Source organism: Kushneria pakistanensis, assembly GCF_014652795.1.
GTDB classification, from domain to species: Bacteria; Pseudomonadota; Gammaproteobacteria; order Pseudomonadales; family Halomonadaceae; genus Kushneria; species Kushneria pakistanensis.
Genome location: NZ_BMZM01000002.1, coordinates 864071 through 882388, shown reverse-complemented (window position 1 = coordinate 882388; position 18318 = coordinate 864071). Strand labels below are relative to the sequence as shown.

General features: G+C 61.7%; 16 protein-coding genes. 8 read left to right on the top strand and 8 right to left on the bottom strand.

Annotated features, from left to right (window positions below; genetic code table 11):
• The first annotated feature begins 36 nt into the window (after nucleotides 1-36).
• From IE123_RS09460 to nhaC, 3 genes are all read left to right on the top strand, one after another.
• Nucleotides 37-1608: a Re/Si-specific NAD(P)(+) transhydrogenase subunit alpha gene (locus IE123_RS09460; protein WP_189517424.1), complete on the top strand. Its 1572-nt coding sequence runs from the start codon at nucleotides 37-39 to the stop codon at nucleotides 1606-1608.
• Between the two features lie 15 nt (nucleotides 1609-1623).
• Nucleotides 1624-3066, top strand: coding sequence for an NAD(P)(+) transhydrogenase (Re/Si-specific) subunit beta (locus IE123_RS09455; RefSeq protein ID WP_189517422.1), 1443 nt, complete (start codon nucleotides 1624-1626; stop codon nucleotides 3064-3066).
• A gap of 171 nt (nucleotides 3067-3237) precedes the next feature.
• Nucleotides 3238-4800: a Na+/H+ antiporter NhaC gene (gene nhaC, locus IE123_RS09450; RefSeq protein ID WP_189517420.1), complete on the top strand. Its 1563-nt coding sequence runs from the start codon at nucleotides 3238-3240 to the stop codon at nucleotides 4798-4800.
• A gap of 77 nt (nucleotides 4801-4877) precedes the next feature.
• On the opposite strand, the gene IE123_RS09445 is transcribed toward nhaC, so the two are convergent.
• The 3 genes from IE123_RS09445 to IE123_RS09435 all read right to left on the bottom strand — a co-directional run bounded on the left by IE123_RS09445 (nucleotide 4878) and on the right by IE123_RS09435 (nucleotide 7115).
• Nucleotides 4878-5639 carry an SDR family NAD(P)-dependent oxidoreductase gene (locus IE123_RS09445; protein WP_189517418.1) on the bottom strand — a complete coding sequence of 254 codons (762 nt, stop codon included), beginning with the start codon at nucleotides 5637-5639 and terminating at the stop codon, nucleotides 4878-4880.
• Nucleotides 5640-5699: 60 nt separating this feature from the next.
• A complete protein-coding gene (locus IE123_RS09440; RefSeq protein ID WP_229819678.1) occupies nucleotides 5700-6716 on the bottom strand; it encodes a bile acid:sodium symporter family protein in 1017 nt (338 codons plus the stop codon).
• A 168-nt stretch (nucleotides 6717-6884) separates the two neighbouring features.
• Entirely contained in the window at nucleotides 6885-7115 is a 231-nt protein-coding gene (locus IE123_RS09435; protein WP_189517416.1) for a DUF3072 domain-containing protein, read from the bottom strand.
• 242 nt (nucleotides 7116-7357) lie between these two features.
• On the opposite strand from IE123_RS09435, the gene IE123_RS09430 reads away from it, so the two are divergent.
• On the top strand, nucleotides 7358-7624 hold the full coding sequence (locus IE123_RS09430) for a hypothetical protein (RefSeq protein ID WP_189517413.1): 267 nt from the start codon (nucleotides 7358-7360) through the stop codon (nucleotides 7622-7624).
• A gap of 77 nt (nucleotides 7625-7701) precedes the next feature.
• On the opposite strand, the gene IE123_RS09425 is transcribed toward IE123_RS09430, so the two are convergent.
• Nucleotides 7702-8211 (bottom strand): metallophosphoesterase family protein, encoded by a 510-nt coding sequence (locus IE123_RS09425; protein WP_189517411.1) that lies wholly within the window; start codon nucleotides 8209-8211, stop codon nucleotides 7702-7704.
• 82 nt (nucleotides 8212-8293) lie between these two features.
• Nucleotides 8294-8659, bottom strand: coding sequence for a hypothetical protein (locus IE123_RS09420; RefSeq protein ID WP_189517409.1), 366 nt, complete (start codon nucleotides 8657-8659; stop codon nucleotides 8294-8296).
• Nucleotides 8660-8882: 223 nt separating this feature from the next.
• Here IE123_RS09420 and IE123_RS09415 point away from each other — a divergent pair, with 223 nt between their 5' ends.
• Together IE123_RS09415 and IE123_RS09410 are read left to right on the top strand one after the other, a co-directional pair.
• Nucleotides 8883-10424, top strand: a complete 1542-nt coding sequence (locus IE123_RS09415) for a peptide MFS transporter (protein WP_189517407.1) — start codon at nucleotides 8883-8885, stop codon at nucleotides 10422-10424.
• Nucleotides 10425-12245, top strand: coding sequence for an aminopeptidase P family protein (locus tag IE123_RS09410; protein WP_189517405.1), 1821 nt, complete (start codon nucleotides 10425-10427; stop codon nucleotides 12243-12245).
• Nucleotides 12246-12330: 85 nt separating this feature from the next.
• Here IE123_RS09410 and ilvD read toward each other — a convergent pair whose 3' ends face one another.
• The 3 genes from ilvD to thpD form a co-directional block, all read right to left on the bottom strand.
• Nucleotides 12331-14076, bottom strand: coding sequence for a dihydroxy-acid dehydratase (ilvD, locus tag IE123_RS09405; RefSeq protein ID WP_189517403.1), 1746 nt, complete (start codon nucleotides 14074-14076; stop codon nucleotides 12331-12333).
• A gap of 276 nt (nucleotides 14077-14352) precedes the next feature.
• The gene (locus IE123_RS09400; protein ID WP_189517401.1) at nucleotides 14353-15015 is read right to left on the bottom strand and encodes a fumarylacetoacetate hydrolase family protein; all 663 of its coding nucleotides are present in this window, start codon (nucleotides 15013-15015) and stop codon (nucleotides 14353-14355) included.
• Between the two features lie 186 nt (nucleotides 15016-15201).
• The gene (thpD, locus tag IE123_RS09395; protein WP_308430215.1) at nucleotides 15202-16128 is read right to left on the bottom strand and encodes an ectoine hydroxylase; all 927 of its coding nucleotides are present in this window, start codon (nucleotides 16126-16128) and stop codon (nucleotides 15202-15204) included.
• A 407-nt stretch (nucleotides 16129-16535) separates the two neighbouring features.
• Here thpD and IE123_RS16285 point away from each other — a divergent pair, with 407 nt between their 5' ends.
• Both IE123_RS16285 and IE123_RS09385 read left to right on the top strand, forming a co-directional pair.
• Nucleotides 16536-17282, top strand: a complete 747-nt coding sequence (locus IE123_RS16285) for a C40 family peptidase (protein ID WP_308430214.1) — start codon at nucleotides 16536-16538, stop codon at nucleotides 17280-17282.
• 422 nt (nucleotides 17283-17704) lie between these two features.
• Nucleotides 17705-18307: a YceI family protein gene (locus IE123_RS09385; RefSeq protein WP_189517396.1), complete on the top strand. Its 603-nt coding sequence runs from the start codon at nucleotides 17705-17707 to the stop codon at nucleotides 18305-18307.
• Nucleotides 18308-18318: the final 11 nt, after the last annotated feature.

Sequence of the window (18318 nt, the reverse complement as noted above, 5' to 3'; positions counted from 1 at the left end):
CAAATGGCCCGCTTTTCACACCAAAGGGGAACACGAGTGAAGATAGGCGCACCGAAAGAGAGCGCTCAGGGGGAGGCACGGGTCGCGCTGACCCCCGAGAGCGCAAAACAGATCCAGAAGCTAGGCCATGCGTGTTTGATCGAAACCGGCGCAGGTCGTGCCGCCGGCTTTGATGACAACGCCTATCGCGAGGCGGGCGTCACGGTCGTCGACAGCGCTCGGGCACTGTTCGAGGAGGCCGAGGTGGTCATCAAGGTGCGCGAGCCTTCCGAAGAGGAAGCCGAGCGCCTGCATGACGGTCAGACGCTGATCGCGTTTTTCTGGCCGGCCCAGAACGAAGCCATGCTGGAAAAGTGCCGCGCCAGGGGTGCCACCGTCATCGCCATGGATATGGTGCCGCGCATCTCACGGGCGCAGAAAATGGATGCGCTCTCCTCGATGGCCAACATCGCCGGCTATCGCGCGGTGATCGAGGCCGGCAACAACTTCGGGCGCTTTTTTACCGGTCAGGTGACCGCGGCGGGCAAGGTGCCGCCGGCGAAGGTGCTGGTGATCGGCGCCGGCGTGGCCGGCCTTGCCGCCATCGGCACGGCGACCAGCCTCGGCGCTGTGGTGCGGGCCTTTGACGTACGCCCGGAAGTCTCCGAGCAGATTGAGTCCATGGGCGCCGAGTTTCTGTTTCTCGATTTCGACAACGCCCAGGATGGCTCGGAAAGCGGCGGTTACGCGGCCCCCTCAAGCCCCGAGTTTCGAGAAAAGCAGCTCGAGTGCTTCCGCGAGCAGGCGCCCGACGTGGACATCGTCATCACCACCGCGCTCATTCCCGGCCGCCCGGCGCCCAAACTGTGGCTCGAGGACATGGTCGCCGCGATGAAACCCGGCTCGGTGATCGTGGATCTGGCCGCCGAGAAGGGCGGCAACTGCGATCTGACCAAAGCCGACGAGCGCGTGGTGAGTGATAACGGCGTGATCGTGGTCGGCTACACCGATTTCCCCTCGCGCATGGCGACCCAGTCATCGCTTTTGTACGCCACCAACATCCGCCACATGTTGACCGACCTGACGCCGGACAAGGATGGCGTGATCAACCACAACATGGATGATGACGTCATTCGCGGGGCAACGGTCACCCATCAGAATGAAATCACCTTCCCACCGCCGCCGCCGAAGGTGAAGGCGATTGGCGCTGCCAAACCCAAGCCGAAGGAGAAGGCACCCACGCCGGAGGAAAAACGGGCGCTTGAGACCGCCGAGTTCAGGTCGCAGACCAAACGTCAGGTGGGCATGCTCGCCGTGGGTGGCGCGCTGATGCTGCTGCTGGGCCAGGTGGCGCCGGCCTCGTTCATGCAGCACTTCATCGTCTTTGTGCTGGCCTGCTTCATCGGCTTCCAGGTGATCTGGAAGGTGAGTCACTCGCTGCATACGCCGCTGATGGCGGTCACCAACGCGATCTCCGGCATCATCATTCTGGGGGCAGTACTACAGATCGGCTCGGGTAGCGCGATCGTCAGCATTCTGGCAGCGATTTCGGTGCTGATTGCAACCATCAATATCGTGGGTGGCTTCCTGGTGACACGCCGGATGCTGGCCATGTTCCAAAAATCCTGAGCGGCGGGAAACGATATGTTGGGTCAAGGGTTCGTATCTGCCGCAGCGATTGCGGCAAGTGTGTTATTCATCCTGTCACTGGGCGGGCTGAGCAATCAGGAAAAGGCCAAGCGCGCCGTCTGGTACGGCATTATCGGGATGGCCGTGGCGGTCTTTTTCACCGCCTTTGGTCCCGGTATCGGCGGCTATTGGCTGATGATCCCGATGATCATCATCGGTGCGGTGATCGGTGCCCGAATGGCCGGCCGGGTCGAAATGACCGAGATGCCCCAGCTGGTGGCAGCACTGCACAGCTGCGTGGGCCTGGCGGCCGTCTTTGTGGCCTGGAGCGCCGATCTTGAGCGCCGCCGGGTGCTGGCAGCCCGCGCCGTCGACGGCGCAATGCATGATTTTTCGGCGTTCGCCGCGCTGGTGGCCACCAAGGCGCCGGATGAGCTGACGTTTCTGCAGGTCGAAGTGGTGCTGGGGATCTTTATCGGTGCGGTGACATTCACGGGTTCGGTGATTGCCTTTGGCAAGCTGGCGGGCAAGGTGGATGGCAAACCACGCCAGCTGCCCGGGGGTCACCTGCTCAACGCCGGTGCTGCGGTGCTGTCGCTGCTGCTGGCGATCCTGTATCTGAGTGGCGCCGGCTTCTGGACACTGCTGCTGCTGGCGGCGCTGGCGTTTTTCATTGGCTATCACCTGATCATGGGCATCGGCGGCGCCGACATGCCGGTGGTGGTGTCGATGCTCAACAGCTACTCCGGCTGGGCGGCGGCGGCCATCGGCTTCACACTCTCCAACGATCTATTGATCGTGACCGGGGCGCTGGTGGGCTCTTCCGGGGCGATCCTCTCCTACATCATGTGCAAGGCGATGAACCGTAACTTCGTCAACGTCATCCTCGGCGGTTTTGGCGGTAGCCAGGGCCCGGCGGCGGAGATCGAGGGCGAGCAGGTGGCGATTGACGCCAGCGGCGTGGCGAGTGCCCTCAACGACGCCGAGAGCATCATCATCGTGCCCGGCTATGGCATGGCGGTGGCCCAGGCCCAGACCGCGGTCAGCGATCTGGTGCGCAAGCTGCGCGCGGCCGGCAAGGAGGTGCGCTTTGCCATTCACCCGGTCGCGGGGCGCCTGCCCGGGCACATGAACGTACTGCTGGCCGAGGCCCGCGTGCCCTACGATATCGTGCTGGAAATGGACGAGATCAACGATGATTTCGCCAGCACCGACGTGGTGATTGTCATCGGCTCCAATGACATCGTGAACCCGGCTGCGCAGGAAGACCCCAATAGCCCCATTGCCGGCATGCCGGTGCTGAAGGTCTGGGAGGCCAAGCAGGTGTTTATTTCCAAGCGCGGCCAGGGCACTGGCTACTCAGGCATCGAAAACCCGCTGTTTTTCAAGGACAACAGCCGGATGTTCTACGGCGATGCCAGAGAAAGCCTGAACGCCCTGCTGCCGCTGGTAGAGTAGCGCCATCAACGCCCCTGCGTCCCTTCAAACAGGACGTGAGGGCGTTCGTTTCCTGCTGTAGGCGGACAGGGGCGCGCAATTCTGGAATAATCCGCGCCCATTACGACAACAGCACCCCGTCGAACCATCGACGGGGTGCTGTCCTTTTGGGTTGCAGCAAAGAGAGAGACGATGGCTTTCCTTTCCCGTCATGAGGATGGCAGTACCCTGCCCCGGGCGCCCGGCATGCTGGACGCGCTTTTTCCCATTGTGGCCGTGATTGTCATGCTGGCGTTGAGTGTGACGCTTTTCGGCGCCGACTCCTCTGCCGGCCCGACCCAGATCGCACTGATCATGGGCGCCATGCTGGCCGCCGTGGTGGGCCTGAAAAACGGCCATCAGTGGCAGGCCATCGAGGAAGGCATCAATCGCGGCATCCATCTGTCGCTGGGCGCGATTTTGATTCTGCTCTCGGTCGGCGCAATGATCGGCACCTGGACGCTGGGTGGCGTGGTGCCCACGATGATCTACTACGGGCTCGAGATTCTCTCGCCCCACTACTTCTACGCCACCGCCTGCCTGCTGTGCGCGCTGGTGTCGGTCTCGGTGGGCAGCTCCTGGACGGTGGCCGGTACCATCGGCATCGGGTTGATCGGCATTGCCAACGGGCTGGGGCTGTCGAGCGCGATCACGGCCGGCGCCATCATTTCCGGCGGCTACTTTGGCGACAAGATGTCGCCGCTGTCCGACACCACCAACCTGGCACCGGCCTCGGCAGAAGCGGAGCTTTTTGCCCATATTCGCCACATGCTCTGGACCACCACGCCGAGTCTGATCCTGGCACTGGTCCTGTTTCTGATCCTGGGGCTGGGCGGCCCCGAGCATGTCGCCACCCCCGAGCGGATCACCGCCATTCAGCAGACCCTGAGCGATCACTTCACCATCAGTGCCTGGCTGTTGCTGCCGCTGCTGGCGCTTTTGATCATGGCATGGCGCCAGATGCCGGCGTTTCCGACCATCTTCATCGGCGCCATGCTGGGTGTGGTATTTGCGCTGATCTTTCAGCGCGAGGCGGTGATCGGGCTGGCCGATACTCCCTCCCTGGGACACGCCATGGCGCTTTTGAAGGGCAGCTGGATCGCCCTGTATGACGGCTACAGCGCCCATACCGGCAATGAGGCCATCGATGCGCTGCTCACCAACGGTGGCATGGCCAGCATGCTGACCACGGTCTGGCTGATTCTCTCGGCCATGACCTTTGGCGGTGTCATCGAGCGGCTGGGGCTGCTGGAGCGCGCCGTCAGCGGCCTTCTGCGCGTGGCGCGCAGCACCTCGTCGCTGATCCTGTCGACGCTGGCCACCGGCCTGGCCACCAATATCGTCACCGGTGATCAGTACCTGTCGGTAGTGCTGCCCGGGCGCATCTACAAGGCGGAGTTTCAGCGCCGCCGGCTCAAGCCAGTCAATCTCTCCCGCGCGCTGGAGGATTCCGGCACCATCACCTCGCCACTGATCCCGTGGAACAGCTGCGGGGCCTACATGGCGGCCACGTTGGGTGTGGCGACGCTGAGCTATGCGCCTTTTGCCTTTTTCAACCTGATCAATCTGGGCATTGCGGTGCTCTACGCCCTGATCGGCTTTCGCGTCACCCGCATGAGCGATGACGAGCAGCCCACCAGCGATGCCGAGCTGCCCACGCTCTCCGATGGTCAGATCATTGATGATCAGTATGAATCCAGTACCGGGCGCGGCTGACATTGCCTGAAACGCGCACGTCAAAACGTCAAACGCCGGCCCGAGGGCCGGCGTTTTTCATTTATCGCGCGATCAAATCACTCGTCGCGATCAACGACCATCCCGCCCCAGACCTGACGCACGGGCTGGATCTCGAGAAAGTTGATATTGAGATGAGCCGGCAGCGTGGCGACATAAAACATCTGCTCGGCGATATCCTCGGCCGTCATCGGCGTGGTGGTGTTGTAAAGCTGATCCGAGGCCGCCTGATCGCCCTTTGTGCGCACCAAGGTGAATTCGGTTTCGGCCATGCCGGGGGCGATGTCGGTCACCCGCACACCGGTGCCGTGCAGGTCACAGCGCAGGTTATAGCTGAACTGCTCGACAAAGGCCTTGGTCGCGCCGTACACATGGCTGCCCTTGTAGGGCCATTTACCGGCGGTGGAACCCACGTTGATGATGCTGGCGCCTGCACCGACCTCGATCAGGCTCGGCAGCAGCGCATGGGTGACGTTGACCAGCCCCTTCACGTTGGTGTCGATCATGGTATGCCAGTCTTCCAGCGCCACCTCCTGGGCCGGTTCCGGCGCCAGCGCAAGTCCTGCGTTGTTGATCAGCACCTGAACCGGAGAAAACGCCTGCGGCAGTGCGTCGACCGCCTGTTTCACTGCCGCTTCATCGCGCACGTCGAGTTCGACGACATGAACGGCCACCCGGTCGGAAAGCTCTCCTTCAAGTTCCTCAAGGCGCTCGCGGCGCCGTCCGGTCAGTACCAGCGACCAGCCGGCCTCGGCAAAGCGACGGGCGGCGGCGCGGCCAAATCCTGATGTGGCGCCGGTAATGAAAACGCTTTTCGTCACGTGCTTTCTCCTTCGCTTGATGGTCAGTGATCAAACATCGTTCATCACGTTGTCGCCCGATCAGGCGCTCGATGATGGGCTCGCCTGGGCGCTGGCAGTCGCTGCCGAGCGGCGTGTGGCATAGCGCCTTGCCAGCATGGCACACACAAACAGCTGAATCTGGTGAAACAGCATCAACGGCAGCAGCGCACTGCCCACCTGAGAGGCCGGGAACAGTACGTTGGCCATGGGCACGCCGGAAGCCAGCGTCTTTTTGGAACCGCAGAAGACAATGGCCACCTCATCCTCGCGGGAAAAGCCCATCAGACGACTGACGGTACGGGTGATCAGCAGTACCAGCGCCAGCAGCACGCAGTCCACCACCACCATGGTCGCGATGCTCACACCGTCGACCTGTTGCCATAGACCGCCCACGATCGCCTCGCTGAAGGCCAGATAGACCACCATCAGAATCGAGCCGCGATCGACAATGGCCAGCGGTGCCTTGTGCTCGCGGACCCACTGCCCGATCCAGGGCTGCAGGAGCTGGCCCAGCAAAAAGGGCGCCAAAAGCTGCAGGAGAATATTACCGATCGCCCCCAGCGACGGGCCGGCCCCGGCATCGGCGTTGACGCTGAGCACCAGGCCCAGAAGGATCGGCGTGATGAACATGCCCAGGATGTTGGAGGCCGTGGCCGAGCAGATCGCGGCGGCCACGTTGCCACCACCGATCGAGGTAAAGGCAATCGAGGACTGTACGGTCGAAGGCAGCACGCACAGAAACAGCACGCCGGTATAGAGCGCCGGTGATAACAGTGCCGGTGACAGCAGCCCGATGGCCAGCCCCAGCACGGGAAAAAGGGCAAAGGTGGTCAGAAAGATCACCAGGTGCAGACGCCAGTGCGTCATGCCCTGCACGACGGTTCGGGGCGACAGCCGCGCACCATGAAGGAAAAACAGCATGCCAATGGCAATGGTGGTGGCAATTGAAAACCACTCGGCGTAGCGGCCTGAAATGGGTAACAGCGAGGCCAGCACCACAGTGCAGACAAGATAAAGGAGGAACTTGTCGATATTGAGACGGGCAAGTAGGGACACGGGCAGACTCGAAGCTCAAGCGTTCTGGATTGTTGGATCAGCCGGGCCTTCGCTCAGGCCGAGTCTCGATCATACGCCAGCGCTTCGGGTTTGGCACGACCGGGCATGATGGCAAAAGCCGGACATGAAAAAAGCGCCCGCAGGCGCTTTTATCCGGCAATGGCAGCGTCAGTGGTTCTCGCCGCGCCCGGTCTGATGCTGAAGCTCATCGATCATCTTCGAGGCATCGGCCTTGTTGAGCGTCTCGTCAAAATCGACCCCGGCTTCCTCGCACAGCGTGCGCAGATAGGAAGCCTGTGCACCGGTCATGCTTTCATCACCGGTTGCCCAGTCATTGGGGTCCTTCTCGAGATTGCTGGCCTGATCGTTATGGCTCGGGTCTTCCGTGCGGTTGGTCATGGTGCTCTCTCCGTAGGGTGCCACATACATACTGGATAAAAATATAGACGATGACGGCATCAATGCACGCCATCCTCCACTACATTGATCAGTAAGGCATTTGACCAATAGAGGGGTTGAATCAATATCAACACATGTTATGGCGCCACCACATGTCAAATGCTTGTATAAGAAACAGTCATCATGGCCATTGAAGGCGAGATGATCTGCAGAACCCGTTACATGCTTCAAGGAGTAGTACCATGGAAGGTATTGTCAGCAACTATCGTGACGTTGTACGCAAGGGCGGCTACACCCTGACATCCGAGCAGGCCCCGCCGCGTGATACACCACTGGAATGCATCTATATCGACAACGACAGTCAGTCGATTCGCACCACCAATGCCCGTCTGGGCATGGCTTCGGGTGAAACGTGGTGCGCCGAATGTGGTGTCACCGAAGCCCTGATCAGCGGCTCATCTTCCTTTATTACATCGGTTGCCTGGCGCGCCGGTGACCCCGGCCAGTAATTTTTGACAGGCGCCTGCCGCTTGCAGGCGCCCTGCCCTTCATGACCTGCCTGAGCCTTTCAGCCTGATTGGCCCAATCAGTTGGCCGGCAGAATATGCATGACAGCGCTGCGCAGGCCATCGTCGTCGGCCTGAAGCCTGCCGGTCGTGATCGGCAATGTAAAACGGCGCTTGCCGGCACTGCCCGGATTAAAGTAGAGCCGTCGCCCTGTCTCCTCGTCGACCCACTGCTGACGCGGCTTGTGAGAGTGCCCATGCAGCACGGCATCACAGGTAGTGCCCGCCTTGAAGTCTGCAATGTCATGCACCAGATGCAGCCGCCAGCCGTTGACCACGATATCGCGCTGCAGGGGCAGCGCCTCGCACCAGTCGTCCCGATCGATGTTGCCGCGCACCGCGATCAGCGGCGCCAGTTCGGCAAGTTGCTCAAGGATGGCCCTGTCACCGACATCGCCCAGATGCAAAATCAGCCCACAGCCTTCCAGCGTCGACAGCGCCTCATCGCGCAAGAGCCCATGAGTGTCGCTGATGATACCCACGGGCGTATCGATGGAAAAAAGCGTGCGGTCACACAGTGAAAGCGTCATGAGGCTGTCTCCTGATAAAACCGTCTCCTGACAGCAGAAAGGCCCCGGATGGGGCCTTTGATATGCAGTTTTCAAACGGTGATCAACGCGTGGAGCCTGCCGGCGTGCCGGCCTCCTTGTACTCTTCATAGGTCACGTTGCCCTGCTCATCCACGTTGCAGCTGACGTTGTAGATGGTAGTGCCGTGGCCCAGCATGTTGATATGAAGCAGCAGCTCTTCGCCCTTTTCATAATCGCCGGCATTTTGCTGATCCATCAAAAGCTGCGAGCTTTCAAAGGTGTCACGATCCTTGCTGGCCATGGCGGCATCATGACACTGCTGAACCAGCTCGCGCTCTTCCTGCGGCACGTCAGCAGATTCTTCTACCGAGGCCTGTGCCATCTGGCTGGCGCCTGCCATTGCCAGCGTCATCACACCGGCGCACCACATACCCTTGTGTACTTTCATGATTCATCCCTGACGGTTGGCTTCCTGTTGAGTGTAGAAACTCATGGCGCAACTTACCTGGTATTGTTTCAGGCTGCTCGAGCCTGCTGTTCCCCCTCAGGCCCGCCACAATGCAGTCAAATGATGATTTGCACCCCTGTCGACAGGCTCGTATGGTGCACGACGTTTATCATCGGCATCTGTCTGCCGTTTCGATCCCGTGTCTTATCTGCTGGATACTTTCATGGCAACCTCCTCTGAACGCGGCTTTTTTGGCCACCCACGCCCACTGGGTCCGCTCTTTTTCACCGAGATGTGGGAGCGCTTCTCCTTCTACGGCATTCGCCCGCTGCTGGTACTCTACATGGCGGCAACGCTTGCCGAAGGCGGGCTGGGCATCCCGCGCGACACGGCCGCCGCCATCGTCGGCATCTTTGGCGGCATGATCTATTTGAGCGCGCTGCCGGGCGGCTGGCTGGCCGACAACTGGCTGGGCCAGCGCCGCGCGGTCTGGTATGGCTCGATCCTGATCGCCCTGGGGCATCTGTCCATTGCGCTTTCGGCGCTGTGGGGCGCCCCCATGTTTTATATCGGTCTGATCCTGCTCGTGCTGGGCTCGGGCATTTTCAAGACCTGCATGTCGGTCATGGTGGGCACGCTCTATCCGGAAGGCGATGCGCGTCGCGACGGCGGCTTCTCGATCTTCTACATGGGTATCAACCTGGGCGCCGTGATCGCCCCGCTGATCACCGGTCTGGCGATGGACACCGGCGGCTGGCACTGGGGCTTTGGCGCCGGCGGCATTGGCATGCTGGTGGCCCTGGCGATCTTTAGAATGGTTGCCACTCCCTCGATGAAGCGCTTTGACCGGGAGCATGGCCGCGAATCAAGCTGGGATGCTCCGGTCAACCGGCGCCGCCATGTCGGCACCGGCGTTACGGTCTGTCTGGTGTTGATTGCGCTGATCATGGCGCTCGGGCTGACCGGCATCATCACCTTCAACCCGATCATGATTGCCACCACCATGAGCTACGTCGTCGGGCTGTGCGTGCTGGGCTGGTTCATGTATCTGCTGTTTTTCAGCGGCCTGGATCGTGCCGGCCGCGCCCGCGTCATCGTCTGTCTGGTGCTTTTTGCGGCCGCCGCATTGTTCTGGGCCTCATTTGAGCAGCAGCCCACCTCCTACAACCTGTTTGCGGCCGATTACACCGACCGTAATGTGCTGGGCATGGACATTCCGGTGCTCTGGTTCCAGTCGCTCAATCCGCTGTTCATCATTGTATTGGCGCCGCTGTTTGGCTGGCTGTGGCCGGCCATGGCACGGGGTGGTTTTGAGCCCTCCAGCGCGACCAAGTTCAGCGCGGGGCTTTTGTTTGCCGCAGCAGGCTTTGGCCTGATGATGGTGGCCGCGTGGCAGATCGTTGAAGGTGCCGGTCAGGTCTCCCCGCTATGGATCACGGCCAGCCTTCTGCTGCTCACCCTGGGCGAGCTGTGCCTGAGCCCGGTGGGGCTTTCGACCATGACCGAGCTGGCACCCACGCCCATTCGCGGGCAGATCATGGGCATCTGGTTTGCCGCCACGGCGCTGGGTAACCTGGTCGCCGGGCTGATCGGTGGTCATGTCAGTGCCGAACATGTTGCCCAGCTGCCCGAGCTTTTCGGACGCTGTGCGCTGGCGCTGCTGATCGGGGCAGTCATACTCATGATACTGATCCGACCCATTCGCCATCTGCTCGGCAAGGGCGCCCATGAAGATGCCGGACATGGCACTCAGGAGACCTCGTAAATGACGCTTTCCATCGATACACCGGCACAGCGACTTCACGCCCTGCGACAGGTCATGGCAGAACAGGGGATTGATGCCTGGCTGGTACCGTCTTCCGACCCTCACCTGTCCGAGTATCTGCCCGGCCACTGGCAGGGGCGCGAATGGCTCTCGGGCTTTACCGGCTCGGTCGGCACGCTTTTGGTCACCCGCGATTTTGCCGGCCTCTGGGTCGACAGCCGCTACTGGGTGCAGGCCGACCAGGAGCTCTCCGGCAGCGGCATCGACATGATGAAGGTGGCGCAGGGTCAGCAGATCCTCGCCCCGATCGACTGGCTGGCCGTCAATCACCACGCGCCTGTCACCCTGGGGCTGGATGGTGCCGTGTTGCCGCTGGCCGCCCATCGCGCCTTCAGGACACGTCTGGGTGACAGCGTCACGATCAAAAGCGACCGGGATCTGCTGGAAGAGATCTGGCCCGATCGTCCGGCCCTGCCACAGGCATCCATAACGGCCCATGACGCTGCCTTTACCGGCCAGACCCGCTCTGATCGCCTGACCCGCTTGTACCAGGCCATGAACGAGGCCAATGCGGATACGCATCTGATCTCGACACTCGATGATATTGCCTGGCTGTTCAATCTGCGCGGCAGCGACGTGGACTACAACCCGGTCTTTCTCGCCCACGCGCTGGTGGATGCCCACCATACCCGGCTGTTCATCGACCGGGACAAGGTATCGGACACCCTTCACGAGGCGCTGGCAGATGACGGCGTCGTGTTGCACGACTACGCCGAGATCCGCGATCACCTGGCACGCCTGCCCGAGGCCACCCGCCTTTTGATCGACCCGGCGCGGGTCACGCTCTCGCTGGTGGAAGCGCTGCCCGAACACGTCACCCTGGTAGAGGCCTTTCAGCCGACGACGCTGGCCAAGGCCTGCAAGCATGAGGCTGACATCGTCCACATTCGCAATGCCATGACCCGCGACGGCGCGGCGCTGTGCCGCTTTCTGTGCTGGCTCGATGCAACGCTTGCCAGTGGCGACGACCTTGATGAGCTGACCATCGATGCGCGCCTGACCGCCGAGCGCGTGCGGGAGAAACACTTCATCTCGCGCAGCTTTCCCACCATTGCCGGCTTCAATGCCAACGGTGCCCTGCCCCACTATCGCGCCACCGAATCGGCGCACTCCAGCATCGAAGGCCAGGGACTGCTGCTGATCGACTCCGGCGCCCAGTATCTGGATGGCACGACCGACATTACCCGGGTTATTCCGGTCGGCGAGCCCACGCCCGCCCAGAAGGCCGACTATACCCGTGTGCTCAAGGGCATGATGGCGCTGTCGCGCACCCGCTTCCCGGCAGGCATTGAAGCGCCGCGACTGGACGCCATCGCCCGCGCCCCGCTATGGGAAGCAGGTCTCGATTACGGTCACGGCACCGGCCACGGGGTGGGCTATTTCCTCAACGTGCACGAAGGCCCGCAGGTCATCTCCCGCGGTGCCGCGCCCACGCCACAGACCGCCATGCGCGAGGGCATGATCACCTCGATCGAGCCCGGCCTTTATCGTCCGAATCAGTGGGGCATTCGCATCGAAAATCTGGTCGCCAACCGCGTGGTGAAGGACGTTGACACCCTTGAGGGTGACGCCTTCCTCGAGTTCGAAACGCTTACCCTGTGCCCGATCGATACTCGCCTGATCGAGCGTGCGCTGCTGCGCGATGACGAGATCGCCTGGCTGGACGACTATCACCGCACGGTGTTCGAGCGCCTGGCGCCAAAGCTGGACGATGAGACCCGCACCTGGCTTTCCGAAAAGACGCAGCCGCTCTCGCCCTAAAGCCATTCAGGAGAAAGGCACCAGCAACAAAAAACGCCCCGGCCATGGCCGGGGCGTTTTGTTCTGTTGCAGGACAGCTCGAGGATCAGCTCAGATCGTCGGTCGCTTCCGGCAGGTCGGTGATGGCACCGAGGGAGGCCGAGCTGACCGTGCGGGCGTACTTGGCCATCGCGCCGCGGGTGTAGCGCGGCTTCGGACGCTGCCAGGCCTCGCGGCGACGCGTCATTTCCGCCTCATCGATATGCAACGTCATGACGTCGTTTTCGGCATCAATGGTGATCTGGTCGCCATCCTCGACCAGCGCGATCGGGCCGCCGTTAAAGGCCTCAGGCGTGATGTGACCGACCACGAAGCCGTGGCTGCCGCCGGAGAAGCGCCCGTCGGTAATCAGCGCTACCTTGTCGCCCAGCCCGCGACCCATGATCGCAGACGTCGGCGTGAGCATCTCACGCATGCCCGGGCCACCGCGCGGACCTTCGTAGCGAATCACCAGCACGTCACCGGCTACCACGGTCAGGTCGTTGATGCGCGCCTGGGCCTCCTCTTCGGAGTTGAACACGCGCGCCGTGCCGGTAAAGCGGGTACCTTCCTTGCCGGTAATCTTGGCAACAGCACCTTCCGGGGCCAGGTTGCCGTAGAGTACGCGCAGGTGGCTGGAGGCCTTGATGGGGTTGTCCAGCGGCCTGATGATGTTCTGGCCATCCGGATAGGGCGCGACATCAGCCAGGTTCTCGGCCAGCGTCTGGCCAGTCACGGTCAGACAGTCGCCGTGCAGCAGTCCAGCGTCCAGCAGGGTCTTCATCAGCGGCTGAATACCGCCGATGGCGACCAGCTCGCTCATCATGTAGTGACCGCTGGGGCGCAGGTCCGCCACCACCGGCACGCGCTTGCCGATCTCGGTGAAGTCATCCAGCGTCAGTTCAACGCCGATGGTGTTGGCAATCGCGATCAGGTGCAGTACCGCGTTGGTGGAACCACCGAGGCTGATGACCACGGTCACGGCGTTTTCAAACGCCTTGCGGGTCATGATGTCGGACGGCTTGATGTCGAGCTCAAGCAGCTTGAGCACGGCGGCACCCGCTTCGCGGCTGTCGTCCTGCTTGGTCTGCGACACGGCATTTTGTGCCGAGGAGTTCGGCAGGCTCATGCCCAGCGCCTCGATGGCAGACGCCATGGTGTTGGCGGTGTACATGCCGCCGCACGAACCGGGCCCGGGAATCGCGGTCTCCTCGATGCGCTTGACGTCGATCAGATCCATGTTGCCCTGGGAGTGGGCACCCATGGCTTCAAATACCGAGACGATGTCGGTATGGCCCTCGCCCGGCAGGATGGTGCCGCCGTAAACAAAAATGCCGGGGCGGTCCAGACGGGCCAGACCCATCATGCAGCCAGGCATGTTCTTGTCGCAGCCACCGATGGCGACCACGCCGTCAAAGCCTTCGCAGCCGGCCACGGTCTCAATGGAATCGGCGATGACCTCGCGCGAGATCATCGAGTACTTCATGCCCTCGGTGCCGTTGGCGATGCCGTCACTGATGGTGATGGTGTTGAACACCACGCCCTTGCCGCCGGCCTCATCGGCGCCGTCGCTGGCGGCGTCCGCCAGCACGTTGATGTGGCTGTTGCAGGGCGTGACGCGACTCCAGGTCGAGGCAATGCCGATCTGGGGCTTTTTGAAATCCTCATCACTGAAACCCACGGCGCGCAGCATGGCGCGGCTGGCGGCCTTGCCCGGGCCGTCGACGACCAGTGACGAGTGACGACGGGTGTGGGCATTGTCATTGGCAAGCGAGGCTTTGGAGGGGCTATCCGGCCGGTCTTCCTGACTCATGATCTGATCACTTTAAATGGTAATGAATACGAACAGGCCCCGGGACAGACCGTGAGAGGGACGGTACGGGCCCGAAACCAACGAAAGCGCTGTCGATATCGCTCCGGCGCAGGCGCTGTGCCGCGTGCTCATGACGCATTGGATATCGACAGGCGTGTGCCGCTCCGGCCTCCCGGATCCTCAGGAGCGAACGACCCACACTGCGCGGATAGCGCGACCGGGTGTCAGGCCCGGCACAGGGTATCGAGTATACGCCCTGACCGGTTGTGCATGAAATCAGCTGCGGGCCGTGATCTCGAAATGTCCGTCAAGCGAGAACTCCAGGCGCGCGCCCTCGGGCAGCGCCCCGACGCCTTCCGGCGTGCCGGTCAGAATCACATCCCCGGGCTCGAGCGTAAACGAGCGCGACATTTCGACAATCAATTCAACTGCCTTGAACAGCATCAGGGCAGTATGGCCGGTCTGGCGACGCTCGCCATCAATGGTCAGGGAAAAGCGCAGATCATCCAGAGGCATCGTCCCGGGATCAAAGGGGACGAAGTCACTCATCGGGCAGGCGCCATCAAAGCCCTTGGCCCGCTCCCACGGGTGCCCCTTGTCCTTGAGCCGTGACTGGACATCGCGCAGGGTCAGATCCAGCGCCAGCCCCACGCCGGCAATCGCCGGGAGCACCTCTTCCGGGCGGGCGCGGGACAGTCGGGTACCGATCAATAGCGCCACCTCGACTTCAAAGTGCACCTCACCCAGATGGCGCGGCACGCGAATGCGCTCTTTCATCGGGGTGGCGCTGGAGGCCGGCTTGATGAACAAAAGCGGGGTGGTGGGCACCTCGTTGTTGAGCTCCCTGGCATGGGCGGCGTAGTTGCGCCCCACACAGACAATCTTGCCCAGCGGCGCGGCAAAAGGACGTCCATCAGTGAATCCGGGCTGGAAGGTCATGATCTGTTCCTCTTGAAGATCAATGCGTTTTTATTGAATCAACCAGGCTTTATCACATCCGTAAAAAAGCGGCAAAGCGCGATGGCGCCCCGCCGCCTGCCTGTCATGTCATGTCATGTCAGTCCCTGTGTATCGCGGGGGTATTCCGTGTGTCCACGGCCGCGATACCGTCTGGATCAGACAGACTCAAAGGCTTAGATCGCGCCAGCGACCATCCGGCGTATGGGCCAGAAAGTCGGGGCGGTGCTTTTTGGCCGCGAACGGCTCGCCCAGCGCGTTGTCACGCCGGTTGAAGACAAAAAAGATATTGCTGCGCGCATCGGGCGACATGTTGGCATTGGAGCCATGCAGGGTGTTGCAGTCAAACAGCAAAAGACCACCGGCGCGGCCCTTGGGCGCCTCGATGCCATGCTCGGCCACCAGCTCGGCCAGTGCTTCCCGGCTCGGCACACCCGCTTCCTGCTTTTTCAGCGAGTGCTTGTAGTTGTCTTCCGGCGTCTCGCCAATACAGGGCACGAACTTCTCGTGCGAGCCCGGAATCAGCATGAGCGGGCCATTGAATTCGTGGTTGTCGGTCAAAACGATCGAGGCGCTCACGGCATTCATGCGCGGCATGCCGTCCTCGGCGTGCCAGGTCTCGAAGTCCGAGTGCCAGTCAAAGCCCTTGCCTTCAAAGCCGGGCTTGTAATTGATGCGCCCCTGCATCACGTAGACATCCTCACCGATCAGCTGCTCGACGCCTTTGACCAGCCTGGGATCACCGGCGAGCTGTCCGAACTTCTCGGAGAGAAAGTGCATGGCAAAGATCGAGCGGATCTCGTTGCTGCTCGGCTCTGTGATGGTGAAGTCCTGGTCGCGATAGTCATCGCGCGCCAGCAGCGCCTCCAGCTCGCGCTGATACTCGGCCAGTTCGCTTTCATCGAGAAAGTTCGGGATGAAGACAAACCCCTTCCGGCGAAATTCCTCGCGCTGCTCGCTGCTCAAGGGCCCCTCTTCCGGGCCGCGCAGCACCTCTTCCTGACGCGGCAGCCAGTTGCGCTCGGCTGGTGTTGCCAGGCGCGTCGGGTACGGGTCTTCCATCAGCGTGTGACGCTGTGCATGTACGGCTGACATGTGTCCTCCTTGATCAATATAAAGACGACGGCTTCCTGCCTGACGTCACCCCTGACGGGGCGGTGGGTATCCTTGCGCCGACAACGCCTGCGGATACATGCTGTGGGTCCTGCAACGCCGGCAGTTCATGGCCATCACCCGAGCCTTTCAGGTGTGCCTGAACGCCGCCTCACCACGCGTTGATGCGACGTTCAGGAAGGCACACGTGAACATGAGGACATCCTGTCTGCCATAACTCAGGTTACGTTTATTAAGCCGTGCCGCATTCAGTGTTAGAATGCGCGTATTGATCATGTTCGCTCCCCCACCTTGGATGTTATCAATGCCCCTGCCGTGATCGTCAGACTGCTCGCCCACCATGGCGCAGGCTTATCCTCTGACACGACATCGATCGAATGAGCATCCACATGCCACACCCGAACTTCTCACGCCAGGCCACCCGCAAGGGCGCACTGGGTCTGTTGTTGACCCTGCTGCTCAGCCCCTGCCTGCCTGTGGCCGTTGAACAGGCCCAGGCCCGACAGCTGATCCAGCCCGAACATGGTACGGCCAGCGAGCTGCGTGCCAAACGAGCGCGCGAGAAGGCACGTGTCGAGCGGCTGGGAATGTCGGAGCAGGAGCGCAAGCGCGCCATCGCCCAGGGGCGCTCGCTGCTGCCTGAGGGCATCGCACCGGGTGTGGATAACTTCAACTACAAGAAATACGCCTTCAACGAAGAGATTGATCGGCCCGGGGACGTCGCCATGGCCCGCGCCATGGACACCGTTACCGACCAGCTCGGCCGGCCGTATCTCTGGGGAGGGACCACCCCACAGGCCGGTTTTGACTGCAGCGGACTGATTTATTACGCCTTTCGTGATCTGCTCTCCAAGGAGCTGCCGCGCACAGCCAACGGCATGTATCACTGGTCCGAGGCGGCTCCGGTCACTCCCGATGCCCTCAAGCGCGGCGATCTGGTCTTTTTCCGCATCAAAGCCGCCAGTGCCGCTGATCACGTTGGTGTCTACCTGGGCGATGGCAAGTTCATCCAGGCGCCGCGCACCGGTGAGAACATCCGCATCAGCTCACTCGATGGCGCCTACTGGCAGAAACACTACCTGGGCGCGCGGCGCCTTCTGACCGGCGATACCGTGCGCCAGCTCGCCTCGCGCTGATGCGCGCTCCTGAAAGACGGCCCTCTACACGGCACCGTCCGCAAGGCTACCCCTGCTTTCCCGCCAATCCTTAAGGCCATGATTCGATTTTTTCGAATCATGGCGCTGAGTATTTTCGCTTTTCCGCATACGGGGAGTGCGGCACGATGCCGCCACGTCTCAAGGGACCGAGCCTTTTGTGTAGACAGCGGGTATCGCGCTTGTGCATTCGCCGGGACCGGGACATCTGCATGCCGGTGATCTGATATCGATGGCTGAAGGGCACGGCGTGAGCGAATGCATTTTTTCGAATCCCTGACATTGCTGCCACCGTGCATTGATCGGCCCATGCTGGCCTGCATGGCGGAGGCGTTGCCTTTGATGCCCTGTTTTTCAGCTTGCAACCGCTGGTTTCCAGCGCCTTTATTCAAGGATAAAAACGCATGAAAAAGCTACTTGCTGCAGGCCTTGCCGCCATTACCCTTTCACCGCTGGCCATGGCCGTCAGTCCGGCCGCCAGCGCCGCCGAGTACCAGATCGACAAGGAAGGCCAGCACGCCTTTATCGAATTTCGCATTCAACATCTGGGCTACTCCTGGCTTCTGGGCCAGTTCCGCGATTTCGACGGCAGCTTCAGCTACGACCCGGACGATCTGACAGCGTCCGCCGCCGAGGTCACCATTCATACTGACAGTCTGGATACCAACCACGCCGAACGTGACAAGCACCTTAAAAGCACCGATTTTCTGGACGTGTCCACATTCCCGGAAGCCCGCTTTGTCTCCACCGGCTTTGAGCCCAAAAAGGGTGAGTCCGATGAAGGCGTGCTCAAGGGCGATCTGACCCTGCATGGCGTCACCAGACCCGTGGCCATCGAGGTCACCCGGATCGGCGGCGGTGATGATCCCTGGGGCGGCTATCGCCAGGGCTTTGAAGGCGAAACCGAGTTCAAGCTGGCCGATTTCAATATCGACCCGGACAACCATCTCGGCTCGGCCAGCGAAACGGTGCATCTGTACATGTCACTGGAAGGCATTCGCCAGTAATCGCCTGACGG